At 68.0% G+C, this 24,448-nt stretch carries 21 protein-coding genes; 10 read left to right on the top strand and 11 right to left on the bottom strand.

The genetic code is table 11. The annotated features are described in order from the left end of the window. The first annotated feature begins 296 nt into the window (after positions 1 to 296). Positions 297 to 1,304: a 4-hydroxy-3-methylbut-2-enyl diphosphate reductase gene (locus tag ACWEWT_RS19000; RefSeq protein ID WP_452560587.1), complete on the top strand. Its 1,008-nt coding sequence runs from the start codon at positions 297 to 299 to the stop codon at positions 1,302 to 1,304. 10 nt (positions 1,305 to 1,314) lie between these two features. Here the strand turns inward: ACWEWT_RS19000 and ACWEWT_RS18995 are convergent, their stop codons facing one another. Beyond that, complete coding sequence (locus ACWEWT_RS18995) at positions 1,315 to 2,286, bottom strand: DUF6542 domain-containing protein (RefSeq protein WP_452560585.1); 972 nt, start codon at positions 2,284 to 2,286, stop codon at positions 1,315 to 1,317. A gap of 101 nt (positions 2,287 to 2,387) precedes the next feature. Beyond that, the gene (locus ACWEWT_RS18990; RefSeq protein WP_452560583.1) at positions 2,388 to 2,561 is read right to left on the bottom strand and encodes a hypothetical protein; all 174 of its coding nucleotides are present in this window, start codon (positions 2,559 to 2,561) and stop codon (positions 2,388 to 2,390) included. Here ACWEWT_RS18990 and ACWEWT_RS18985 point away from each other — a divergent pair. After that, positions 2,560 to 3,765: an exonuclease SbcCD subunit D gene (locus tag ACWEWT_RS18985; protein ID WP_452560581.1), complete on the top strand. Its 1,206-nt coding sequence runs from the start codon at positions 2,560 to 2,562 to the stop codon at positions 3,763 to 3,765. The genes ACWEWT_RS18990 and ACWEWT_RS18985 overlap by 2 nt on opposite strands. Then, positions 3,762 to 7,049, top strand: coding sequence for an AAA family ATPase (locus ACWEWT_RS18980; protein ID WP_452560579.1), 3,288 nt, complete (start codon positions 3,762 to 3,764; stop codon positions 7,047 to 7,049). The genes ACWEWT_RS18985 and ACWEWT_RS18980 overlap by 4 nt, the downstream gene beginning before the upstream one ends. A gap of 7 nt (positions 7,050 to 7,056) precedes the next feature. Here the strand turns inward: ACWEWT_RS18980 and ACWEWT_RS18975 are convergent, their stop codons facing one another. The 4 genes from ACWEWT_RS18975 to ACWEWT_RS18960 all read right to left on the bottom strand — a co-directional run bounded on the left by ACWEWT_RS18975 (position 7,057) and on the right by ACWEWT_RS18960 (position 11,818). Further along, positions 7,057 to 7,593: a methylated-DNA--[protein]-cysteine S-methyltransferase gene (locus tag ACWEWT_RS18975; RefSeq protein WP_452560577.1), complete on the bottom strand. Its 537-nt coding sequence runs from the start codon at positions 7,591 to 7,593 to the stop codon at positions 7,057 to 7,059. Continuing rightward, positions 7,593 to 9,134 carry a DNA-3-methyladenine glycosylase 2 family protein gene (locus tag ACWEWT_RS18970; RefSeq protein ID WP_452560575.1) on the bottom strand — a complete coding sequence of 514 codons (1,542 nt, stop codon included), beginning with the start codon at positions 9,132 to 9,134 and terminating at the stop codon, positions 7,593 to 7,595. Before ACWEWT_RS18970 ends, ACWEWT_RS18975 begins: the two co-directional genes overlap by 1 nt. A gap of 156 nt (positions 9,135 to 9,290) precedes the next feature. Beyond that, positions 9,291 to 9,560 (bottom strand): YbdD/YjiX family protein, encoded by a 270-nt coding sequence (locus ACWEWT_RS18965; protein ID WP_452560573.1) that lies wholly within the window; start codon positions 9,558 to 9,560, stop codon positions 9,291 to 9,293. Continuing rightward, entirely contained in the window at positions 9,557 to 11,818 is a 2,262-nt protein-coding gene (locus ACWEWT_RS18960; RefSeq protein ID WP_452560571.1) for a carbon starvation CstA family protein, read from the bottom strand. Before ACWEWT_RS18960 ends, ACWEWT_RS18965 begins: the two co-directional genes overlap by 4 nt. Before the next feature lie 171 nt (positions 11,819 to 11,989). On the opposite strand from ACWEWT_RS18960, the gene ACWEWT_RS18955 reads away from it, so the two are divergent. The 3 genes from ACWEWT_RS18955 to ACWEWT_RS18945 all read left to right on the top strand — a co-directional run bounded on the left by ACWEWT_RS18955 (position 11,990) and on the right by ACWEWT_RS18945 (position 13,263). Then, entirely contained in the window at positions 11,990 to 12,214 is a 225-nt protein-coding gene (locus ACWEWT_RS18955) for a ribbon-helix-helix domain-containing protein (RefSeq protein ID WP_051714659.1), read from the top strand. Then, positions 12,211 to 12,648 (top strand): type II toxin-antitoxin system VapC family toxin, encoded by a 438-nt coding sequence (locus tag ACWEWT_RS18950; RefSeq protein WP_452560569.1) that lies wholly within the window; start codon positions 12,211 to 12,213, stop codon positions 12,646 to 12,648. Before ACWEWT_RS18955 ends, ACWEWT_RS18950 begins: the two co-directional genes overlap by 4 nt. 93 nt (positions 12,649 to 12,741) lie before the next feature. Next, entirely contained in the window at positions 12,742 to 13,263 is a 522-nt protein-coding gene (locus ACWEWT_RS18945; protein ID WP_452560567.1) for a pyridoxamine 5'-phosphate oxidase family protein, read from the top strand. A gap of 60 nt (positions 13,264 to 13,323) precedes the next feature. Here the strand turns inward: ACWEWT_RS18945 and ACWEWT_RS18940 are convergent, their stop codons facing one another. The 4 genes from ACWEWT_RS18940 to ACWEWT_RS18925 form a co-directional block, all read right to left on the bottom strand. Then, on the bottom strand, positions 13,324 to 13,836 hold the full coding sequence (locus ACWEWT_RS18940; protein ID WP_452560565.1) for a hypothetical protein: 513 nt from the start codon (positions 13,834 to 13,836) through the stop codon (positions 13,324 to 13,326). Further along, on the bottom strand, positions 13,833 to 14,921 hold the full coding sequence (locus ACWEWT_RS18935; RefSeq protein WP_452560563.1) for a DNA polymerase III subunit beta family protein: 1,089 nt from the start codon (positions 14,919 to 14,921) through the stop codon (positions 13,833 to 13,835). The genes ACWEWT_RS18940 and ACWEWT_RS18935 overlap by 4 nt, the downstream gene beginning before the upstream one ends. A gap of 175 nt (positions 14,922 to 15,096) precedes the next feature. Further along, the gene (locus ACWEWT_RS18930; protein WP_452560561.1) at positions 15,097 to 15,525 is read right to left on the bottom strand and encodes a VOC family protein; all 429 of its coding nucleotides are present in this window, start codon (positions 15,523 to 15,525) and stop codon (positions 15,097 to 15,099) included. A gap of 4 nt (positions 15,526 to 15,529) precedes the next feature. Continuing rightward, on the bottom strand, positions 15,530 to 16,372 hold the full coding sequence (locus ACWEWT_RS18925) for a helix-turn-helix domain-containing protein (RefSeq protein WP_452560559.1): 843 nt from the start codon (positions 16,370 to 16,372) through the stop codon (positions 15,530 to 15,532). Positions 16,373 to 16,600: 228 nt separating this feature from the next. Here ACWEWT_RS18925 and ACWEWT_RS18920 point away from each other — a divergent pair, with 228 nt between their 5' ends. The 3 genes from ACWEWT_RS18920 (at position 16,601) to ACWEWT_RS18910 (ending at position 19,248) form a co-directional block, all read left to right on the top strand. After that, complete coding sequence (locus ACWEWT_RS18920) at positions 16,601 to 17,359, top strand: oxygenase MpaB family protein (RefSeq protein ID WP_452560557.1); 759 nt, start codon at positions 16,601 to 16,603, stop codon at positions 17,357 to 17,359. Positions 17,360 to 17,371: 12 nt separating this feature from the next. Beyond that, a complete protein-coding gene (gene ychF / locus ACWEWT_RS18915; protein ID WP_452560555.1) occupies positions 17,372 to 18,472 on the top strand; it encodes a redox-regulated ATPase YchF in 1,101 nt (366 codons plus the stop codon). 179 nt (positions 18,473 to 18,651) lie between these two features. Then, entirely contained in the window at positions 18,652 to 19,248 is a 597-nt protein-coding gene (locus ACWEWT_RS18910) for a hypothetical protein (protein ID WP_452560553.1), read from the top strand. 342 nt (positions 19,249 to 19,590) lie between these two features. On the opposite strand, the gene ACWEWT_RS18905 is transcribed toward ACWEWT_RS18910, so the two are convergent. After that, a complete protein-coding gene (locus ACWEWT_RS18905; RefSeq protein ID WP_452560551.1) occupies positions 19,591 to 24,042 on the bottom strand; it encodes a wHTH domain-containing protein in 4,452 nt (1,483 codons plus the stop codon). A 180-nt stretch (positions 24,043 to 24,222) separates the two neighbouring features. Here ACWEWT_RS18905 and ACWEWT_RS18900 point away from each other — a divergent pair, with 180 nt between their 5' ends. Next, a complete protein-coding gene (locus ACWEWT_RS18900; protein WP_452560550.1) occupies positions 24,223 to 24,441 on the top strand; it encodes a hypothetical protein in 219 nt (72 codons plus the stop codon). The last annotated feature ends 7 nt before the right edge of the window (positions 24,442 to 24,448 follow it).

The following is a 24,448-nucleotide window of genomic DNA, read 5'->3' as shown; positions in this document are numbered from 1 at the left end:
AAAAGAGGGTGCGCGTACTCGGCAAGCCGCGGGTGGCGCAGTGGAGGCCGCGATGGTCGGCGGGGGACCCTGCGCCGGAGACGCGGCCCCGATATTGAAACGTAAATTATTCACATCGGTGGGTGAATCCGCCCACCCTCGTCCGATGCGTCCCCGGTGGTCCACTGGGTGGAGTGGTGGGGGCGGAGGTGGCAGCTGACCGGCGCAGAAGCGGCCGGACGGTGGGTGGGACTCCCGCGCAGCGCGGGAGTGCACGCCCGGAGCGGGCGCGGAGGTACGCACGTATTCTGTGGGGCATGTCCTCGGCAATACCGTTGAATGTCGGAATCACTCGCTCGGCCGGCGCCGCGACCGCCGACCCCGAAGGAAAACGAGTGCTGCTCGCCGAACCGCGCGGATACTGCGCGGGCGTGGACCGCGCGGTCGAAACCGTCGAAAAAGCGCTCGAGAAACACGGCGCGCCGATCTATGTCCGCAAGGAGATCGTGCACAACCGCCATGTGGTCGAAACTCTGCGCGAACGCGGAGTGATATTCGTCGACACCACCGACGAGGTGCCCGAGGGCGAACTCGTGGTGTTCTCCGCGCACGGGGTCTCGCCCGCGGTGCACGCGACCGCCGCCGAACGCAACCTGCGCACCATCGACGCCACCTGTCCGCTGGTGACCAAGGTCCACCAGGAAGCCAAACGTTTCGCCCGCGACGACTACGACATCCTGCTGATCGGCCACGAGGGGCACGAGGAGGTCGAGGGAACCGCCGGTGAGGCGCCCGAGCACGTACAACTGGTCGACGGGCCCGACGCGGTGGCGAAGGTGACCGTGCGCGACGAGGCCAAGGTGATCTGGCTGTCGCAGACCACGCTCAGCGTGGACGAGACCATGGAGACGGTATCGCGGCTGCGGGAGAAGTTCCCGGCGCTGCAGGATCCGCCCAGCGACGATATCTGCTACGCCACCCAGAACCGGCAGGTCGCGGTGAAGGCGATGGCGCCGGAATGCGATCTGGTGATCGTCGTCGGCTCGCGCAACTCGTCGAACTCCGTGCGACTGGTGGAGGTCGCGCTGGGCGCGGGCGCCCGGGCGTCGTACCTGGTGGACTACGCGCGCGAGGTGGACCCGGCCTGGCTCGAAGGCGTGCGCACGGTCGGGATCACCTCCGGCGCGTCGGTACCCGACATCCTCGTGCGTGGGGTGCTGGACATGCTCGCCGAACACGGATTCGGCGAGGTCCAGCCGGTGACCACGGCGAACGAGACGCTCGTCTTCGCCCTGCCGCGGGAACTGCGGGCCGCGCGGCGCTGACCCGCCGCGCTCACCTGCGTTCGGGTCGCCGCCGCTCCGGGATGGGTTCCCGGACGCGGGCGGCCTGCGGGGCCCGGGCCGGTTCTCCGCGGCGCGGGTTCGCGCGTACCGGCTCTTCCGGAACCGGCGCCGCCGGGCGGGCGGGCCGGTGCTGCCGCATTTCGCGGGTACGCGGTGCGGCGCCCCGCGCGGCCGGTTCGGCGGGCGGACGGCCGCGGCCACCGCGGCGTGGGGGTTCGTCGAACGATTCGTGGGTGTAATCGGGCTCGGGGTGTTCGGGACGCTTCGGCCGCGTCTTCGCCTTCGTTTTGCCGTTGGCCTTCGAACGGGCCGCCAGGGTCTCGGCGCGGGACAGTTTGTTCGCGCGGGCCGGTTTGGCCTCGCCGCCCGCGGGACGCTTCGCACCGTTGCGGCTCGGCCGCTTGGCGGTTTCGCGACGGGACCGGGACTCTGCCCGTTCCTTCGATTCGCCGCGGGTCGCGCGCCGTTCGCTACGGCCCCAGCTCGTACCCCGTCGGGCGGCGGCGGTTTCGCGGGCCGCGTTCTCCGACCGGAACTGCGCGATCCGGATCCCGGCCACGATCAGCACCAGCACAGTGGCCAGCATCATCGGCGGGAAGCGGTGCACCAGTGGGATCGCCAGGTTCAGCAGGATGTCCTTGAGGGAGGCGGTGCTGGTCCCGGTGAGCTGACGATAAGCGATCGGTACGGCCACGAACAGCAGTAGCGGCGGTAACACCATCGTGGTGAACAGGCCGCGGAACCGCACCGCCGCCACCGCCGCCAGACATCCGAGGATGTAGAACGCGCTGAAGGTGCCGGTCAGGTCCGTGACGTCGCCGAGGGCATCGATGAGGAAACCCAGGAAGGTGCAGGCCGCAGCGATGAGAACCGCGGCATAGGCCGGGACACCCGGCACCGTCGGCAATAACGAACGTTGCGGCGCGGGCACCCGGGAATTCACTCGTTGGGAAGCAGCCACGTATTGAACACTATCGTCCGGAAGGGTCGGCCGCGTTACGGCACGGCGGGTCCGGCCGCACGATTGTGCGGAAACGGTGGTCGGCGGCGGTATTCATACCGTCAAGGGATATGGGTGGCGCGCAACACGATGGCGCAATCGAGACACATTCGGCGCTGGTCGCGGGTCCGGTACCGGCATGGGTAGGGCGACTCCCGGCGTGTTGCCGGTGTGGCGTCCCGGGTATCGATACCGGCATTGAAGCTGTCGGTGAGTTGCCCTAAATTCGCGGTCATGCGAATCCTGCATACGTCGGACTGGCATATCGGTCGCACCTTTCACGGCGTGGACCTGCTGGCCGACCAGTCGCGGGTACTCGAAGCGATCGCCGAGCTCGTCGCCGCCGAAGCCGTGGACACCGTGGTGCTCCCCGGCGACGTCTACGATCGATCCATTCCCAGCGCGGACGCGATCGCGGTGTGCAACAGGGGGTTCGAGGCCATCCGCGCGGCGGGGGCGCGCATCGTGGCGACCTCCGGCAACCACGATTCGCCGACCCGGCTCGGGGCGGGTGCCAGTTTCGCGGCCGCCGGTGGACTGTATCTGCGGACCACGGTGGCCGATTCGGCACGGCCGGTACTGCTCGCCGACCAATACGGCGAGATCGCGTTCTACGGCATCCCCTATCTGGAGCCGGAGATATGCCGGGCCGAGCTCGGCGTTCCGCAGGCGCGTTCGCACACCGAGGTACTGGCGGCGGTGCTGGACCGGATCCGGGCCGACAGCGAACAGCGCCCCGATACCCGGACGGTGCTGCTGGCCCACGCCTTCGTGGTGGGTGGTGCGGCGACCGGCTCGGAGCGGTCCATCTCGGTGGGTGGGGTGGAGACGGTGCCGCTGGGAATGTTCACCGAGCCCGGATTCGACTATGTCGCGCTCGGGCATCTGCATTCGCCGCAGACCCTGGCCGAGGCGGTGCGGTATTCGGGGTCGCCGCTTCCGTATTCGTTCGGGGAGAGCACCCACCGCAAACAGGCCTGGCTGGTGGATATCGGCGCCACCGGCACCGCCGCCCGGGTCCGGAGTTGTGAACTGCCGTCGGTCCGCGGGCTGAGCCATCTCACCGGGACGCTGGAGGATCTGCTGGCCGACCCCGCCTGGGCGACGGCCGAGGAGCACTACGTCTCGGTAACGCTCACCGACTACGCCCGCCCGGTGGACGCCATGCGCACCCTGCGCGAGCGCTTCCCGTACGCGGTGCACGTGGAATGGGAGCGACCGCAGGGCGACCCGGCGCTGCGCTACCGGGAGCGGGTGCGCGGGCGCGACGATACCGATATCGCCCGCACCTTCCTCGCCGATGTGCGCGGTGAACCGAGCACCTCGGAGCTGGACTGGCTGACCCGGGCCATGGCGGCGGCCGTCCGGGAAACCGAGGTGGTCCGCGACGATCTCGGTGCCCCGGCCGCGGCGGATACCGATACGGAACTCACGGCATGAGGTTGCACCGGCTGGAGATGACGGCCTTCGGTCCGTTCGCCGAGACGGCCACCGTCGATTTCGACGAACTCGGCGCGGACGGACTCTTCCTGCTGCACGGGCAGACCGGCGCCGGTAAGACCACGGTGCTCGACGCCATCGCCTACGCGCTCTACGGGCGGGTGCCGGGAGCGCGGGGTGACAAACGGCTGCATTCCGATCACGCGGCCGCGAATATCCGCCCCGAGGTGGTGCTCGAGGCGACGCTGGGTGGGCGGCGGATCCGGCTCGCCCGGCAGCCGGAATTCGAACGGCCGAAACTGCGCGGCAGCGGAACACGGGTGGAGAACGCCAAGGCCACCTTGGCATGGCTGGACGGACAGGGCACCAACCTGTCGCGGATCAACGAGATCGGCGACGAGATCGTCCGGTTGCTGGGGATGAGCGCCGACCAGTTCTTCCAGGTGGTGCTGTTACCGCAGGGCGATTTCGCGAAGTTCCTGCGTGCGGAGAACGAGGATCGCGAGCGACTGCTCGAGAAGCTCTTCGATACGGGGCGTTTCGGATCCGCCGAACAATGGCTGACTGCCCAGCGCAAGGCGTCCGGGGAACAGATCGGCGCCCAGCAGCGCAACGTCGAGGAGCTGATCACCCGGGTCGCGGTGACGGCCGGGATCGATCGCACCGAACGGATCGATATCCTCGACGCGGTCGAATGGTCGCAGGATCTGCTGACAGCTGCCCGTCGCGAGCTGGCGACCGCGCAGCCCGAACTCGACCGGCGGCGCGCGGAGTCGGCGTATGCGGACGAGCGGGCGGAACGGGAACGGCGGGCCGCCGAACAGCGGCGCCGGCTGGAGTCGGCCCGGCAGCAGCTCACGCAGTACGCCGCCGATGCCCGGGCGCGCGACGCGGATCGCGGTGAACTCGATCGTGCCCGGCGCGCCGAACCGGTGGCCGCGGCGCTGCAGGAGTCGGAGACGGCGGTCCGTGCGGCGCGTAGCCGTGCGGCGGAATCCGTGGCCGCGGCCGGACGGCTGGCCCGGCTCGCCGCCGAAGCCGACAGCGCCGATATCCCGGGAATCCATCTGGTGCGCGGCCTGTCCGCGGCGGATTCGGACGATCGGGTCGGCCCGGCCGCGGACGAGGAACTCCGCGAAGCCCGGCCGGGGAGCGTCGAACAGGACGAATTCGCACTGTTCGACGTCTCCGGCGCAGAGCCACGGCGGGAGGAAGCCGATCCGGTCGCGGACGAACCCGGCCCGGCCGGCGAGCGCGCCGGCTACGACGAAGACCTCCGCCTGGACACCGCGATCCGCGGATGGAGTGCGGTCCTGGGCAAACTCGAGGAGATCCGCGCCGACGCGGCGACCGCCGGCACCCTGCGTGACGAACTGGCCGAACTGCGCACCGCGGCGGAAGAACTCGCACGACGCGGGGCCGAACTCACCGACCGCCGGGCCCGGTTGCCCGCGGTTATCGCCGACGCGCAGGCTCGGGCGCGCGAGGCCGACGACGCGAAAGCGGCGCTGCCCGGCCTGCGGGCCGAGCGAGCGCGATTGCAGGAAGCCGCGACCGCGGCCGTGGAGCTGGCGCGGTCACGGTCCTCGCTCGATCGGCTGCGGGTGGATCTCGATACCGCGCGGGCGCGGCACCTGGAGGCCCGCGAGCGGGTCCTGGATCTGCGGGAGCGACGATTGGCCGGAATGGCGGCCGAACTGGCCGGGAACCTGGTGGACGGGCAGGCGTGCGCGGTCTGCGGGTCGGCCGAACATCCCCGCCCCGCGCGGCAGGCGGCCGGTGCGGTATCGAAAGACGAGGAAGCGGCGGCGGCCGCCGCGGAACACGCGGCCGAAACATCCCGCGATCGTGCCCGGACGGCACTGGCCGAGGTGGAGCGGGAGATCGAGGCACTACTCGCGCGCGGCGGCGATACCGACCGGGTAGAACTCGCGGCGGCCCTGCGGGAATCCACCGAAAGATGCGGTGACGCGGAGGAACTGGCCGGATCGGCCGCGGACTGCGCCGCCGAGGTCACCCGGCTGCGCGCCGACGAGACCCGCCTGCACGACGCCCTGCGGGATACCGAGACGCGCGCCGGGGCCGTGGCGGCGCGGAGCCGGGCGGCCGGGGCCCGGCTCACCGAGATCGAGGGCAAACTCCGTACCGCCGCCGGACGGGACGGGACCATCGCGAGTCGTCGAGAGCGCCTGCACAAGCTGATCGCCGCCGCCGGTGATCGCCGGGATACGTACGCCGCGGTGCGGGCGGCGTGGGAGCGGGTGGCCGCCTGTGTGCACCGAGTCGAACGGCTGGCGATATCGGCGGGACTCGTTCCACCCACGAGTGCCGTCGCTACCGCGCCGGACAGCGGGGCCGGTGATCCGAGTGGCCGCGGCGGCGAACCCGATTCCGGATCGCGGGAGATTCTCGAGACACTGCGGGTGTACTCCCCGCTCGTCGGTGCGGCCACCCGGCCGCCGCAGCGGCAGGATGCGCTGACCGCGGCCCTCGCCGCGGCGGAGGAGATCCGGGCCGCCGCCCAAGCGGTACTCGACGAACCCGATATCCGGGCGGCCGCGGCCGCGGCCCCGGGCGATCCGGAAGCCCTGGCCGCGGCGGTGCGGACCGCCCGTACCGCCCTGGACGAGGCGGTGGCCGCCCATTCGGCCGCCGTGCACCGGGTCACCCAGCTGGAGACCCTGTGCGGGCAGTTGTGGGCGGCGGTGGACCTGATCGCCCCGGCGCAGCGGGCGTATCAGGAGCTGGCCGGGCTGGCCGAAGTGGTCGCGGGTCGCGGCGAGAACAACCGGCGGATGTCGCTGCGTTCCTATGTGCTCGCGGCGCGGCTGGAGGAGGTCGCGGTGGCGGGTTCGGCCCGGCTGCGCCGGATGTCGGGTGGCCGGTACGAATTCGTGCACACCGACCGGGCCGGTACGCACGGCCGGCGCGGTGGGCTCGGCCTGGACATCCGCGACGACTACACCGGTGCCGTCCGGCCCGCCCGTACCCTTTCCGGCGGTGAGACATTCATGGCGTCCCTGTCCTTGGCGCTGGGCCTGGCCGATACCGTCGCGGCCGAAGCCGGCGGCATCATCCTGGACACCCTGTTCATCGATGAGGGGTTCGGAAGTCTCGACGCGGACACCCTGGACGCCGTGATGGGTGTGCTCGACGAACTCCGCGCCGGGGGCCGGGTGGTCGGTCTGGTCAGCCATGTCGACGAGATGCGGCAGCGCATTCCCAGCCGCCTGCACGTGGTGCGCGGCCGCAACGGCTCCCAGTTGCACGCCACCATCGCCTGACCGGGTCTCAGCCCTCGAGGTCGAGGAGTCTCCGCTTGATGTCCAGGCCCCAGCGGAAACCACCGAGGGTGCCGTCGGTGCGCACGATCCGGTGACAGGGCACGAACAGCGCGGCCGCATTGCGGGCGCAGGCGCTCGCCGCGGCGCGGGTGGCCGCCGGACGACCGGACCGCGCGGCGAAGGCGGTGTAGGTGATCGGATCGCCCGCGGTGACGGTGCGCAGCACATCCCATGCGTGCTGGAGGAATTCGCCCGACCGTTGACGCACCGCCACCGAATCGATCGCGGTCAGGTCCCCCTGGTGGTAGGCGGTGACCGCATCGGTCACTGCCCCGAGCTCATGCCGGGCGCGCAGATCGACGGGGCGTAGATCGGGATGGACCAGGGTGCGGAGTTCTTCGGGCACCGCCGTCCACCCGGATGCCAGGACCGCGCCGTCGGACGCCACGATCGTGGTGAACGGGCCGAGCGGGGTGTCGACGGTCGCGAAATCCGCGGTGCCGGTGGTGACCGGGGCGGGCAGGGTTGCGGTGGAGGCGGACATCAGTCGGTACTCGCTTTCGCTTCGGAATCGGTGGTGGGGGTGGCGGGGTCCCCGGATTCGGTCCGGGCGCGCAGTTCGGTCCGCCACAGGTGCATACAGAGATAGGACCGCCAGGGCGACCAGTGGGTCGTATCGGTCAGGTCGATACCGTGCCGGACAGCGCCGCGGCGGATGACCAGGTCGGTGTGCAGCATGATGTCGGGGTCGGCGAGCAGTCGCATCGTGACGTAATCGGCGGTCCACGGACCGACCCCGTCGAGCGCGAGGAGGTCGCGCCGCAGTTCGGCCGCGGTACGACCCTGGTGCAGGACCAGCTCGCCGGAGGCGAGTGCCGCCGCGGCGGCGGTGATGGAGCGGATCCGACGATCGGGCCCGGTGAGTACTTCGGCGCCGCGTTCGGCGATCACCGCCGAGGCGGGGAAGAGACGGCTCAGTTGCCCGTCCACCGGATCGCCCAGCGCGGCGACCAGTCGCGCGGTATGGGTATTGGCCGCCGCCACCGAGATCTGCTGACCGATCATGGTGCGCAGCAGCAATTCCGGGCCGTCCACACATCCCGGCACCCGTATCCCCGGATCGAAACGGCTGCCGGGACCGTGCGGCCCGCCGGTGGCCGCACCCGTCCTGGTGAGCGCTTCGTCGATCGCCACCGGGTCGGCGTCGAGGTCGAGCAGATGCCGGACGCGGGCCACGGTGGGCGCGAGGTCGCGCATATCGCGCAATGTCAGTTCCGCGTGGACATATCCGGGCCGGACCGCCAGCCGTACTCCGGCGTGGCCGTGCGGGGTGCGGATATTGCGCAGGTAGTGGTTTTCGCCGTCGGCGGTGGTCTGCCGGGATTCCAGGCCGGGTGCGATATGGGCGGACAGGAACCAGTCCAGCCAGTCGCGGTCCAGCGGGGCCCGGTAGGGCAGGCGCAGGGCGAGGGTGCCGTTGGTCGCGGCGGCGCGATCGCCGGTGCGTTGCGCTTCGGTGCGCATGGTGCTCGGGCTGACCGCGAACACCTCACGCACGGTGTCGTTGAACTGCCGGATACTGGCGAAACCCGCGGCGAAGGCGATATCCGACATCGGCATGGCCGTGGTCTGGATCAGCAGTCGCGCGGTATGCGCTCGGTGTGCTCGGGCCAGGGCCAGCGGTCCGGCGCCGAGTTCGGTGGTGAGTACCCGGGTGAGCTGGCGCTGAGAGTAACCGAGCGCCGAGGCGAGCGCGGGTACGCCGCCGCGTTCCACCACACCGTCGCCGATGAGCCGCATGGCTCGGGCGGCGAGATCCGCCCGGGTGTTCCACAGGGGCGACCCGGGTGCGGCATCGGGCAGGCAGCGGCGGCAGGCGCGGTAGCCCGCCTGCTGGGCCGCGGCCGCGGTGGGCAGGAAGGTGACATTGGTGCGCTTCGGAGTGATCGCCGGGCAGGATGGCCGGCAATAGATCCCGGTGGTGCGCACGGCGGTGTAGAACTGCCCGTCGAAACGGGAGTCGCGGGCCGAGACCGCGCGATAGCAGCGTTCGAAATCCAGGGCCGTGATGCTCACCCCACCCACGATGTCAGCTCACGCGGCGCCGAGCTAGCGGAAAACAGACATCAGCACCGAATGTCGCGTGGCGGCCGTCTTATCGTGCCGCGCAGGTCAGGCGGCCGGTCGCGGAAATACGACGGCGGGGCCGGTCCACCCGGCCCCGCCGTATCCACGACACACTCAGCAGCAGCGTGCGCCCGGATTCCGTTCCGCGTCGGCGTACCGTTCGCGCCAGTACGCGCGTTCACTCGCGACCGGCCGGCCGGGGTGCACCCGGTGCATATGCGCCACATAGCGCCGGTAGTCCTGCCCGCCGACGACGGAATCCAGGTACCACAGCACCGCCCGCACGCCCCGGGCCAGCGCCGCCGGGACGCCGCGCAGGCCCGAGCGGCCCGGTGCCCCGGTCGGTAGGCGGGAACCCGGTCCGGCCACGACCCGCCCGGTCAACTCCGCACCTCCGCGTGCGCGGCGCCGGGCACCGCGACCTCACCCGCGGCGATCCGCTCGTCCCACTGCCGCTGCAGATCCTTCTCGGCCGAAGTGCTCAGGAAACCACTGGGCGCGAAGATCTTCGAGGGTTCCTCCGGGGATTCGGTGGTCGAGGTATCGCCGGACCTGATGGTCCGATAGCAGACCCGTGCCGCTGCCAGCACCACGATCAGCACCAGCACCGCGAACACGATGGAGAGCACACCCTGGATGAAGGTATTGCGGATCACCGCGTCCACATCACCGGGGGTTTTCGCCGTCAGGCACAGCTCGCCGGCATCCCGGGCGGCCCGGCAGATGCTGTTCTGCTTCCAGTAGCCCACCTTCGGGTCGGCGGAGAATATCTTCTGCCAGGACGCGGTCATGGTGACGACGAGATCGAACGCGAGCGCGATACCGGGGATCCAGGCCCATTTCGTCAGGCCCTTCTTCACCAGGATGGTCAGCACCACCGTCAGCGCGATCGCGGCCAGCAGCTGGTTGGCGATACCGAACAGCGGGAACAGGGCGTTGATACCACCCAGCGGATCGGTTACGCCCATCAGCAGGATCGAGCCCCAGGCCGCCACCACGACCGCCGAGCACAACCAGGCGCCCACCCGCCACGACGGATCGGCGAACTTACGCGCCGGACCCCGCAGGTTGCCGAGCGAATCGGAGAGCATGAACCGCGCCACACGGGTACCCGCGTCGATGGTGGTGAGGATGAACAGCGCCTCGAACATGATCGCGAAGTGGTACCAGAACGACTTCATCCCGGCGCCGCCCAGGAATCCGGAGAACACCTCGGAGATACCGATGGCCAGGGTGGGCGCGCCGCCGGTACGGGAGATGACCGATTCCTCGCCGACATCGGTCGCGGCCTGGCTCAGTTCGGCGCCGGTGGTCGGCGGGCCGGACAGTCCGAGACTGTTGGTGTAGGCGGCGGCGGTCTCCGCGGTGCCGCCGGTCGCACCGGCCGGCGCGTTCATGGCGAAGTACAGATGCTGATCGATGATCGAGGCGGTGATGATCGCCATCACCGCGACGAACGACTCCATCAGCATGCCGCCGTAGCCGATCATCTTGGCGTGCGATTCCTTCTCCAGCAGTTTCGGTGTCGTACCCGACGACACCAAGGCGTGGAAACCGGACAGCGCACCGCAGGCGATGGTGATGAACAGGAACGGGAACAGGCTGCCGGCGAAGGCCGGGCCGGTGCCGGACGTCGCGAACTCCGAGACCGCGGGCGCCTTCAGGACCGGCAGGGTCACCAGAATGCCGACCGCCAGCAGACCGATGGTGCCGATCTTCATGAACGTCGACAGATAGTCGCGCGGGGCCAGCAGCAGCCAGACCGGCAGCACCGAGGCCACGAAGCCGTAGCCGATCAGCATCCAGGAGATGGTGACCGGATGGAAGGTGAACCACCCGGCCCAGGTGTCGTTGTGCGATACCCAGCCGCCCGCGATGATCGCCAGGATCAGCAGTACGAAACCGATGGCCGAGATCTCGCCGACCGCGCCCGGCCGCAGATACCGCAGGTACACGCCCATGAAGAGGGCGATCGGAATGGTCATCGCGATGGAGAAGACACCCCAGGGACTGTGTGCCAGCGCGTTCACCACGACCAGCGCGAGGACCGCGAGCAGGATCATCATGATCACCAGCACGCCGATGATCGCGGCCACGCCGCCGATCACGCCGAGTTCGTCGCGGGCCATCTGTCCGAGGCTGCGCCCGCGCCGTTTCATCGACACCCACAGCACCAGGTAGTCCTGGACCGCGCCGGCGAACACGACACCGACGATGATCCAGATCGTGCCCGGCAGGTACCCCATCTGGGCGGCCAGCACCGGCCCGACCAGCGGGCCCGCACCCGCGATGGCCGCGAAATGGTGCCCGAACAGCACCCGCCGGTCCATCGGCATGAAGTCTTTGCCGTTGTCCAGGATCTCGGCCGGAGTCGCCAGGTCGTCGCGGGGCTTCACGACCTTGTATTCGATGAGCCGCGCGTAGAACCGGTACGCGATGATGTAGGTACACACCGCCGCGATCACGATCCAGACGGCGTTCACCGATTCACCACGCGCGATCGCGAGGATTGTCCAGGCCACGGCTCCGAGCACGCCGATGGCCGCGAAGATCGCTTTCTTCACGGGCGTGATCGGGGACCGGTCGACCACACCCACGGGTGGTAGGCCTGGGTCGGTCTTGAGGTATTCGATAGTCCCCATCGGGCAACTCCTGTACAGCGAGCGGACATGCCGGTCACATGAACGTAACCGATGGCCACTCGGCGCTGTAACGATTGCGCTGAACGGTCGCTGTGGCGCGCCGAGCGGGATGGCCTGCCGCTTCGGTCCGAGTGCGGACCTAGCTGGTATCTCGATTGGTATCATCGAGGTATGGCCTGGACGATGCGCTTACCCGACGACGAAGAGCAGGCGCTCAACGCGCAGGCCGATGCCGAGGGGCGTTCCAAACACGAGATAACCCGCGATGCGGTCCGTGCTTACCTGCTGCGGCATCGGCGATGGGATACGCCGCTGCTGACCGACGAGGAAACCTTCGACCTCGGTGGGCCTATAGGCAAGGACGAAATCCGCGATGCCATGAACCGGTCGGCGTGATAGTCGTCGCGGACACCTCCGGACTACTGGCTCTTTTCAATCGTTCCGACCCCGAGCATTTCGCGGCCCGCCGGGCCGCTGATTCCGCAGGGGCCGTCATCGTGAGCCCGTTCGCCCTCACGGAGGTGCACCATGTGGCGAGTATCCGTGCGGACCGCCGCGTCGCCGACGGGATCCTCCGGTTGGTGGCCGATCGCGTCGCGGCCAGGCGAATCGTGCTGCCCGAGGTCGACGCATCGGTGATCAGCCGGGCTGTCGAGGTCCGCGCGCGCTATTCGGCAATGAATCTCGATCTGGTCGATGCGATGTGTGTATGTCTCGCAGAGGCCTTCGATACCGATGCGGTGCTCACGCTCGACCGCCGCGACTTCCGGGCGCTGCGACCGCTGACCGGATACGCGGCGTTCCGGCTGTTGCCCGACGACCTCGCGTAGCCTTCCGCGCGCTCGAAGGCGGCTGCTCGGAACACCGGATACAGAGCAATTCCGGTCAACCGGATCCCGGTCCGGCGCGCTTACGGTGAAGTAATGCGCGAAACCTCCGAAGAAATGGCGGCACTGCAGACCCTGCTCGACACCTCGCTCGCGGGTGCCACGGGTCATCTCCGCTCGATCATCGCCACCGATCGCACCTTGACCGCCGAGCAGCTCACCTCGGTGCTCACCGGTATGTGCCTGCTCACCCTGTCCACCGTGACCGCCAAGGGCGAGCCGCGGGTGAGCGGAGTCGACGGGCATTTCCTGCACGGCCGGTGGTACTTCGGTACCGCGCGCAGCGCCGCCAAGGCCCGGCATCTGGCGGCCCGTCCGGCCGCCAGTGTCGCGCATATGCGCGGCGAGGGATTGGGTGTGTTCACGCACGGCACCGCCGAAACCTTGAACCCGGCGAGCGGCGAACCGGATGCCGAGTGGCCGGAACTGCTCGCCTACTTCCGGGATTTCTACGGTGACGACGCGTTCGACTGGGACAACGATGTGGTGTTCTTCCGCCTGCGTCCGCACTGGACGACCGTCTACGCCCCCGATTTCGCCGAGCTCATCGCACAGTGATCGCGTCACCCGGCCGATCGGTGCCGGCCGGGTGACGCGGTAGCCGCCGGGGCGCCGGTGTCAGGAGTGCGGGCCCGGTGCGCTCGGCCGCGGCGTGGTGGACCGCCGGGCGACCGCCTCGGCCACCTCGTCGAGCGCGGTGCGGATCATCGTGCCGTAGGCGTCGTCGGCGAGGGCGTCCAGCCGTTCCCGTGCCGCGGCGAGCCGTTCGGTGGCGGCGTCCCACGATCCCAGGCGCCGATAGTTGTCGGCCAGGTTCAGGTGCAGCGACGGGTAGAACCCCGTGACTCGCAGGTTCGCGTGATGCCGCTGCGCGCGATCGTCGGTGAGGGCATCGGCCGCGTCGAGCGCGCGGATATCCCAGGCCAGTGCCTGGGCGGGATCGTCGTACAGATCGGCCAGGTAGTGCGCGAGGGTGCAGCGGTGCAGGGGGTCGCCGGTGACGCCGATACCGCGCCAGATCTCGAGGAGACGTTCGCGGGCGGTGGTGGTGTCCCCGGACCGGCCGAGCGTGACGGCCGCGGTGATCGCGTTCATGGTGGTGTCGGGGGAGAGCTCTTCGGTGGAGGTCATCTGCGGGATCCGTTCTCGTCGTCGACTACTGCGGGGTCGGCCGGCATGGCCAGGGTGGTGAGGTCGCCGTTGTCCGCGGACCGGACGACCACGGGGTCGGTGCGACCGCCGATATCCAGGCGGACTTCGGGTCCGATGGCGGTGGCGACGGCCGGGTGCAGGATGGTGAAGCCGAAGACGAGCGCGCTGTCCGGGCCGGTGACCCGTGCGGGCAGTTCGGTCGCCGGTTCGCCTCCGGTGCCCGCGACGGTGAGGACGCCCGTCGCGACCTCGACGCGCAGATACCGGTCCCGCTGCTGCTCCAGCGCGCGCATCAGGTCGTGTTTGGCGACCACGGCATGGGTGGGCGCCGCGGGTAGCGCGGCCAGCAGCCCGCGGTGGTCGGGGAACGGTTCGGCCAGGGTCCGGCAGGTGCGTACGGCACCGTCGGCGGCCCGGAACCGGACGCTGTGTTCGCCGGCTTCGATATCGATCGAATGGGCGCTCCGGATCTCCGGCAGCGCCGCGCTCAGGTCGGCACCGTCGACCGTCGCGGCCCACTCGGCAGGCCCGGGCTGTTCGGGAACCAGTGTGCGGGTGGACAGCCGGTAGCGGTCGGTGGCGGTGAGCGTGAGCGATTCGGGTGTCGCCTCGACCCGTACGCCGGCCAGCACCGGCAGTTCGGGATCGGTGCCGGTAGCGGCGAGTATCTGCTCGACCGCCGCCGCCAGCACCGGGCCGCGGACGGTCGCCACCCACCAGCCGGAAGGCTCGCCGAGAGCGGCCTTGACCACTTCGGCGGCCCGCCGGGCCCGCTGGGTGCGCTGGAGCAGGCCCGCGACATGATCGTCGATGAGCCCGGCCGCGGTATGCGGGTCGGCCGCGAGCACGCGGGCGATATCGTCGAGCGGCATATCGATGGCGCGCAGGCGCCGGATCGTCACCGCGCGCTCGAGCTGGGCGGGAGCGTAGTAGCGGTAGCCGGTGGCCGCGTCGACCCCGGCCGGTGACAGCAGGCCGGAGTCGTCGTAGAAGCGCAGCGCACTGGCCGTGATACCGCACGAGCGGGCGAACGCGCCGATGGTGATCAGGTCGGTTTCGGGCACGCGCCCATCATCGGGCTTCGAGCGACCTGAAGGTCAAGGCCGCTCGTCGTTCGCGGCATATATGAGGTGGTCGAGGCACTGGCTCGGGAAAGGCGCCGCGGCAGGGCTCGACACCGCCGCGGCCACCGGGATCAGCGAACCATGGGTGGGGCCCGATCCGGCGCAGCGACGCGGTTCACTGCCCCCGATAGGTTCCGAAGCTCCAGTAGTTGCCCTCCGGGTCGGCGACAGTGAACCCGCGCGACCCGTAGTCCTCGTCCTTCAGCCCGGCGACGGTTTCCGCGCCGGCCGCGGTGGCTCGCTCGTACAGCGCGTCCGGGTCGGCGCACACCACATAGATCGATTCGGTACCCGGCGTACGCCGCTCCGGCAGTCCACCGCCCTTGTTCGCGGTGCCGAACATGATCCCGCCGCCCTCCGGCCAGCGCATTTCGGCGTGTTCGATGATCGACGGGTCGCTTTCGCGGGCGTACATCGCCGTCAGTTCGAAGCCGAACGCCCGGACCAGGAAGTCCGCGGTGCCGCGGGCGTCGGTGAAGGCCAGGCACGGCCAGACGGCCGGCGCGGGGGTGGTGGTCGTGGTGGTGTTCTCTGTTGCGGTCATGGTTTCAGCCTGGTCCGTCGGCCATCTCCGGGTCTTGGACGGATGGAATCTCCTCGGCCAGCCATTGCGTCGGGCTGCAGCCGGCCAGCCGGGCGAACTCCCGGTTGAGATGCGGCTGGTCGTAGTACCCGCACGCGGCGGCGATCTGGGCGATCGAGACGAACGACGGGGTGTGCAGCAGCATCTGTTTCGCCCGTTCGAACCGCGCCACCCGCCCCGCGACCTTCGGGCTCGACCCGAATTCGGCGGTGAACCGTTTGGTGAGGTACTGACGGCTCCACCCGATCCGTTCGGCGAGCGGTTCGACGCCCATCGTCCCGTGTGACCCCGTCACCGCCCGCCACGCCCAGCTCAATTCCGGTCCCACCGCCCGCTCGGGCACCAGCAGCCGGGTGAGCACCCGGTCGCACGCCGCGAACCGCAGTGGCCAGTCCGGCTGCTCCTGGAGTTCCTCCCACAGTTGCCGTCCCGGCGCGCCGATGAGGTCGGCGAACTCGATCGAGGTACTCCACAACTCCGCCGCGGGCAGCCCGAACAGGGCCCGGCTGCCCAGCGGAGTGAGCTCGATGGCGACTCCTTCCTGGGTGCCGTCGTGCGCGATCATCGCCGGGCTGTCCTGGAGTCCGCCGAGCACACAGCGGTAGTCGTCCGGCGATTGCCGGGCGTCGGTCTGGCTGATCACATCGATAGAGGGCCCGATGGCGACGATGAACGTCATATGCCGGGAGGGCAGCCCGCGATGCAGACCTGCCTCGTACCCGGTCATGCGGTAGCCGATGTACCGGTCGATGAAGGCGGCCAGTGCGGGTGCCGGGCGGGCCGTCACCACCTGTGAGGTCGGCTCCATGCGTGCCACGCTACGCCGACACGTTCGTCCGCGGATCCGAGTTTGTTCGGTAGGTATCCATGCACCGGCCCGGGAACGCGATGAGCGGCGGCACCGGCTGCCGGCTGTTCGTTCGTCCGATCCGTGTACCTCCCAGGAGCGGAGCAGATGTTGACACGATGAGAGAAAAATGTTTCATTACTCTCACGGTGGGTTCCGGTGCCGGAACCCTGTCGAGGGGATCGCGGAATGAAGAATCCGACGCGCACCGCATATCGGCCGGCGCACGCATCACTCCTCCGGAGATACCTCCCCGACCGCCGCTTCCGGCTCGCCCTGCCCCGGGCGGTCACCCTCCAGATCCTGCATCCCGCCATCGCGGCGTCGTTCACCGAACATGTGCACACCGGCCTGTGGGCGCACAAACAGCGCACCGTCGACCGGATGATCGGACTGGCCTGTCACGAGCACCCCGACCCCGCCCGCGTCATCCGCTACGCCCACGAACACGTCAAAGGCCGCGACCACGCGGGCCGCCGCTACCACGCCCTGACTCCGGAGCTCTTCCACTTCCAGCACGCCACCTACGTCGACACCCTCGTCACCGCCGTCGACACCTATGTCCGCCCCCTCACCCCCGACGCCCGCGAACGTCTCTACCAGGAATGCTGCGACTGGTACCGGGCCTACGGCATCTCCACCCGGCCGCTGCCCGGCAGCTGGCCCGAGTTCACCGAATACTTCACCCGCACCCTCGCCACCGAACTCCACCGCACCGCAGCCGCCGACCGCCTGGCCGCGCAATCGCTGAACCCGCCGTGGTGGGCCCTCGGTTTCGTCCCCGGTTTCGCCGTCCGCGCCGTCCAGCACGAACGCGCCGTCGAACTGTTCGAGATCACCGAGCAGCCGGGGGACCGCATGAAGTTCGCCGTCTTCGCCGCCGGCCTGCGCACGGGCGCCCGCGCGCACGGTACGGCCGACCGCCGACCCACCCGGCCACCCGCGTAGACTGCTGTCCTCGTGAGTCTCACCCTCGGAATCGTCGGCCTGCCCAACGTCGGAAAATCGACGCTGTTCAACGCGCTGACCCGCAACGACGTGCTCGCCGCGAACTATCCCTTCGCGACCATCGAGCCCAACGTCGGCGTGGTTCCGCTGCCCGACCCCCGGCTGGACAAGCTCGCCGAGATCTTCGAATCCGCCCGCATCGTCCCCGCCACGGTCTCCTTCGTGGATATCGCCGGTATCGTGAAGGGTGCCTCCGAGGGTGCCGGCCTGGGCAATAAATTCCTCGCCAACATCCGTGAAGCCGACGCCATCTGCCAGGTCGTCCGCGTTTTCGCCGACGACGATGTGGTGCATGTGGACGGCCAGGTGAACCCGGCCTCCGATATCGAGGTCATCGAAACCGAACTGATCCTCGCCGACCTGCAGACTCTCGAAAAGGCGGTCGTCCGCCTGGAGAAGGAAGCCAAGGTCAAGAAGGACCGCAAACCCTACGCCGACGCCGCCAAACAGGCGCAGGAGATCCTCAACGGCGGACGCACCCTCTTCTCCGCGGCGAAGGAGATCGACGGGGAACTGCTCAAAGAGCTGTCGCTGCTGACCACCAAACCCTTCCTGTACGTCTTCAACGCGGACGAATCGGTACTCGGCGACGAGGCCAAGGTCGCCGAACTGAAAGCCTCGGTGGCTCCGGCGGATTCGGTGTTCCTGGACGCCAAGGTCGAATCCGAACTGCTCGAGCTCGACGAGGAATCCGCGATGGAACTGCTGGAGTCCATCGGCCAGGCCGAACCCGGCCTGCACGCCCTGGCCCGTGCCGGTTTCCACACCCTCGGCCTGCAGACCTACCTCACCGCCGGCCCGAAAGAGGCCCGGGCCTGGACGATTCACCAGGGTGATACCGCGCCGAAGGCGGCGGGGGTCATCCACACCGATTTCGAGCGCGGGTTCATCAAGGCCGAAGTGGTCGCCTTCGACGATCTGGTCGAGACGGGATCGATGGCCGCGGCGAAGGCGGCGGGCAAGGTCCGGATGGAGGGCAAGGACTACGTTATGCATGATGGCGACGTGGTCGAGTTCCGTAGCGGAGTAGCCTCACCGTCGAAGAACAAGTAGCAGCTCAGCGCCGGTTGCCGCGCTGCAGAGATCCAGAGCCTCTGTCCCGTTGGGCAGAGGCTCGGTTCCTTGTCAGGGGCTGGTGCGGTCGGCGCCGGCCGCGCGATAAGCGGCGTAACAGGACGCCGCAAAGGTGCCAGATAGATCGGGCACAGTCAATGTCGGTGGCGGTGTGTTAGATGGCCGCTATGAACGAAGGGCTTCGCCGCCTCCCCGATATTCCGATACTTTGTAACCGCTGCCGGGCGATGGAAATGCTCGATGCTGTTCTCAGTCCGGAGTGGGAGGTCCGCTACTACTCGTTCAACAGGGGCTGGGGCGACAGCGAAGAGATGGCGTCGATGTTTATCGGATCCGGTGAAGACTGGTTCATCGTATTCTCTGCTGCGGGTGTCTACGTCCGTGGGTTCGACCATGAAAAACTCAGTGGCCCAGGGGTAATCGATGCTGCGCCTGTGGCCTTCGGCACCTACGCCGTCGAGCCTACGGTCGCCGATCACGATGGTTCGACCCTTGCCACCGTGTGCTTCTGGCGGGAACCTCACGACACCAACTGGGGCGTGTCTACCGCGGAGAATGGTTTGGGCGAGAGGCCGTCGGTCATATGCTGCGCCGCGGCGGTGGTCGGCAACGCGGTGAGGACCAGGCCGGGCAAGTCGAGGAACAGAGGCGACCGGAATTCACGAGCACGGTCCAAACTTGCGCGGAGCAGCGTTGTCGATATGGCGGACGGTGTGCCCGGTGCTCAGAAATCGAAGGGCACACACCGGATTTAGTTCCCGCAGTTGGCTGATCACCATCCTTGCAGTAGTTGCCCTATAACCGTGGTCGTTCGGCAACTGCAAGGGCTAGGCGTTCCACCGCCAGCGCGGGTAACCAGTCTCTCGGCTTCACCGAGTCCGGCTTGACGGGTCCTCACGCCGCTCGAAGGTGGACCGCCAGCGGGTCCGCCCTACTGCCCCGATTGCTCGAACAACGCCTGAAAAGCGACATCGTCGGAGAAGGTATTTTCCGTGAAGTAGCTGGTGTGGGAGAAGGCCGCCTTCGGAAAGATCTTGAATACCGGCTCGGCTTTAGTCGGCTGGCCTTCGGTGTAGTCGTAACTCCCGCACTGTGATTTACGCCGTCTTGGCCGCGTTATCCCGCTGGAGCAGGGCTGGGAGGTCGCCTGGCGCGGATACCCACGGAACCAGTTCGAGCGCGGACAGGACCAGATCGTCGAGCGAGGGGATGTCTATGCCCAGCTCGGACATGCGGCGCACGACGCTCTCAAGCGACCGCCCCAAACGGTTGGCGATATCGCAGAGGTGCGCCAGGCAAACAGGTTCGCTCTCGTCCAGCCGGACGTGCCCGATGTAGCGGTCCGGACCTTGCCCGAGCATCACGAGGTCATCGCGATCGACCTCCTCGCCCAGGTCGACGCCTTCTGGCACCCGCAGACCGTAGGCTGTCAATCGGTCGACAACCGCGGGAATGGATCGCCCTACCCGATGTGAGATCAGCAAGACCTCACGGACGGTGACGGCGCCGCGGTTTGTGTCGTAGAACCAGCTCCCGAAATTGAGCTCTTCGGAATCGAAGTCGTCGTGTATCAGGATGATGCGTTCGTCCAGGTCATCGAATCGTCCGTGCCTCGGTACCTCGAATCCATACTCGTTCAGGCGCGTGCCCACTCTGATGAGGGAGGGTAATCGGTCCTTCTCGGCGAACTCGGAAAGAATGCCGAGAGAGATCGGGTCCTCGATCCGCAGCCAGCCGCCCTCCACGCTGTCGGCCAGGATTTCGAGATCGGCACTCGCCCAATCGCCGGGAATCGGAGGTCCGATCCGGTAGCCGTATTCGGCCAGCCGATCGGCTACCTCCGACGGGGTGATGTTCAGGTTCTGGGCAACACTCAAGATGTGTCCGGGCGGAACGGCTTCCCGGACGTCGAGCCATGGCCCCCTGGTGTCGTCGCCCTCACTGAGCAATTCGGCGTCGTACGCGGTGATCGCATCGACGACGGTCCCTGCAGCGAGCTGGAATCCGTAATCGCGCAGTCTTGCGACTACCTCGGCGGAGGCGATACTCATCTCCCGTGCAGCCGCTGAAACGAAGCCTGGCTGAATCGGGTCGGCGACGGTGAGCCATGGGGGGTTACCGTCCAGAAACCGGCTGAGGAGGATCAAGTCGCCTGGCCCGGCGTCGTCCGGAATGTCGGTGGGCGCTGTCACTCCGTACTTCTGGAGGCGATCGATGACCGATGGGATCGTCAGACCGGTATCAAGGGACGACTTGACCATCCGGCCGGGAGAAGCCGGAATGTCATCACTCGAATAACTTGCGTAGGAGGTTGCGACGGGTTCGAGGAGTATCTCGTCCTGCTCGTCGATTCGACTGGGCAGGCTGCTCGGTGTGCTCAGATGGTACCCATATCTCGCCAGGCGTTCCGCGGCGTGTGCCAGGTCGATACCCAGTTCCTTGATCGCATTCAACAAGTGGCCGAGCGACACCGGCTCCGCGATCGGCAACCAGCCGCCTCTGGTTCCCCGCTTCAGTTTCAGCAGCTCGATGTCCTGACGCAAGACTTCGGAGTGTGCCGCGGAGGGAGCCGTGTCGACGATCCGCTGCGCTGAGGCGGCGTCGAGTACCCGCAATGCGACAGCTCGTTCAGCGATGCGCGCGAGCTCCAGTCCCGAAACCTGCGAAATCCGCAAATAACGCCCCGGCTGTGTGAGGCTCGCCAGCGAGCTCCAGCGCGGGTTCTCGCGTTCTGTGATGATCAGAGCGTCGGACGGCCGACCCGGCATGGTCGTGGGTGCGGTGGAAAGTCCTGGAAATGCGGTGGACAGTAGCCGCCATGCGGATCCGGTTCGGTGTGCCAGCGCCCGCCACAAGAAGATGTGATCCGGCACCCTTCCATGTATCGTCTTTGGCTCGTAGCCGACTGTACGCTTGATCTCCCACCAGTTCCGGACGGTCAGGTTTAGCAAGTCGACGTCCGGTGGCCAGCTTCCGGTGATCAGGGTATTGAGTTTCCGGTTGCCGATCGCCAAGGCGCTACGCGCGTCGGCAGCGGCGTCGGTGAGGATATCTGCAACCCGGGGACTGATCGCCGAAATACTGTAGATCCATGGATGATTCAAGAAAGCAGGCGGATTCTCCACGAGCTCCCGAGCCGCCTGCGTCAGCAGATCCGCTACCCGTTCGGCGACATCCTGAACAATCATGGTCCGATCAACCGACAGCTGGATCTGCCCGTCGCCGGTGAGGTTGACGATGGCTCCCGCAGGCACGATCGATCCCTCGATGCTGGCGAGGACTCCGGTGTGCTGCGCCGTGCCCACATTGATGCCGTCGACCAGGAGACCTCCACCTCGTTCACACCACACTACTTGCCCGGTCGGTTGCGGCGTGCAGTGAAACAGACCACCGTGCGCGCTGACGCCATCGCTGACGCGTGAGCCGTGCTCGCCCGCGTTCAATTGGTTTGGTAGCCAAACTTGTTCGTCGCTCTGATCCCCATCTTCGTGGATCGCGGCGGTCCGGAACTCGGCGATGCCGAGGAGCCGCCGCAGTGCGGTGACGGCTGACATGGTCCGGGCATCGGAGCGTAGATATAGACGCACCCTGGTCCCCGGACCTGCATACGGGGGATCGATCTGCTTGATGCGGAAGAGATGCCCGGGCCCCACGATCGTCACCTCGAGCCACTGACCGGCCAGACCCCCGGAACGCGGCAACCTGCTCGTCGTCACCTGGATCTCGTCGGCGAGCATGAAGTAGCTGAGCACACCGATGCCGAACCTGCTGTTCGGGAACATCTGCAGTCCGACGCGTGCCCACTCGGCGCGCTCCTCCACATACTCGGACATGCCGGTGAAGCTGGTGCCCGCGCGGGAGAACGCGCCCATGATCTCGGGCTCGCCCATGCCGACGCCGTTGTCGTGGCAGTCGATGTACATCCGGCCGTCACCGTCGATCCGCTGCTCGATACGGATCTCGCCTTCGAAAGTGGAGCGCTGCCCGGTTTGCCGCGCGCAGTACTCTTCGCGGGCGCGCCGGTACCGGCAGGCGTCCAGCGCGTTCTGATACATCTCGCGGATCGCCAGGTCCGGCGAACCGTACAGCTGGTTTCCCATCAGGAGTTCTTGGATCCGCCGCTCGTCGACGGTGAAGCGGGCATTCCAATCCTGGAACTTCGCCTGGCCATCGGGGTCCACGGCGGGCGTTACCTTGATCGCGGACGCATAGGAGGGGAGACCGCGCAGCAGGTCGAGAGACGGGTCCGCGCTGTCGACGAGGAACCGGTGGATCGCCTTCAACCGTGTGTCGATGGTGCCGACGTGTGAGCGGACCGCGTGCAGTGCGGCCGGATGGTCGCAGTCGGCATCGAGTTGGCAGCCACCAGGTTTGCGGCCGGAGCCAGCGAGTTTCCACCGGGCGTGACACAGCGTCGCGCGCAGCTCATCCAGGTCCACCGGCTGCGGAATACCGAGGTGGTCGACGACGACCTGGGAGAGCTGCGTGATGTCCAACGCCAGAGTTCGCGCCGTCACCAGCAACAACCCCACCATTCGTTCGCGCAGCGGCTGCGTTCCACGAGGGCCGGCAAGTCCGAGATAGGAATGCGGTTTGAGCCGCATACCGCCCTCGCTAGTCAATCGGTCGATGTCGAGGGACAGGCAACCGATCAGCGCCGTGAGACGTTCCGGCTCCAGGATCTCCGCGAGATCACTTTGCAGCTTCGGCAATTCGAACAGCAGCTCACGGATCTCGTTAAACTCGATCGGTTTACGTTCGGCTATCCAGCGATGCAGCAGCCACCAGTCGATCTCGTGCCGGGCGGATCTGCGGTCGGGCAAGGCCGCCTGCCGAGCGCGGCGCACCAGCCACTGATAGTCGAGCAGGAAGCCCTCGAAGTCGTTGTGGCGGTGCGTGCTCGAATCCGAGGGGCTTTCCGCAGGCAAGATCGAAGCGGCGAGCCTGGCCGTCGCTCGGCCGCGTTGCACCTGATGGAGAAGCGGTGTGAGCACCAGTAGGACGGCCTCGCCATGGCTGAGTTGCTCGGTGTTCTCGCCCTGCGTCCACGAGGCCAGGCACTCGACGGCCAGGGTATAGCGGTGCAGGTAGCGCTCGTCCCGCCACGGATCATCGATCGTGGTCTCGGCCCGTGCGTAGAGCGTCGCGAGGGCCCGCGCCAGTTCCGCGGTTCTGACTTTGAGGTCCTCGGTCCAATGGTCGGCGGGTATGTGAGACCAAATCTGGTGGTGGGTAACCAGATTTGCCCATTCCCGCGCATATCGGCCGGTATTGTCGTCGGGTCGGTCGGCGGTCTGGCGCGCCGCCGAATGCAGCTTCGTCCAGTGCGCTCGATCCACGCTTCGACTCGACCAGGCGAGATAGGTTTCGATCATCGGCCAGATGTCGTCGAAATCGTCCGGAACACGACGGTTGAACCAGTCACTGGCGGTCTGTTTCGGGATGTGCTTGCGGGCCCGCTCCCGGCTGCGGCTGTGTCCACGCAGGGCCGCGGTCTCCAAGTCCTGGAGTTCGGCGAACCACCGGCTGCGATCACCTATGTCTCCCATGGTGCAAACCCCCTGTCGGACAAACCCCTCGGACAAGCTCGGACACGAACCTCACCGGCAGCGTAGCGGGTCGTACTGTCCGGGTGTCCGAGATGGCTGGCAGCACAACCGTTACCGGCTCTATCACTGAGCCCACGACCGAGGCGGCAAGCGGCTCGGCCTCGAACGAAGGTGGTTGCGATGACTTCATTTCTGGCTCTACTCCATGGCGTCCCGCGTCTCGCCCTGGTGACGGTGGCGCTGGTGCCGCTGCTGATCATCGTGCTGGCGAGCGTTCCGGCATTGCTGGTGCTGCCCTTCCTGCCGGACGGCACGGATCGGAGCCTGCGACTGATCTGCACGCTCATTACATGGTTGCGGGTGACGCTTGAGGGCAGCGCTAGCGCGGCGCGCGGTTAGCGCCGTG

Source organism: Nocardia sp. NPDC003963 (genome assembly GCF_053605105.1).
The sequence above is the reverse complement of the archived record's forward strand: the minus strand, read 5'-3'. Positions and strand labels throughout refer to the sequence as shown.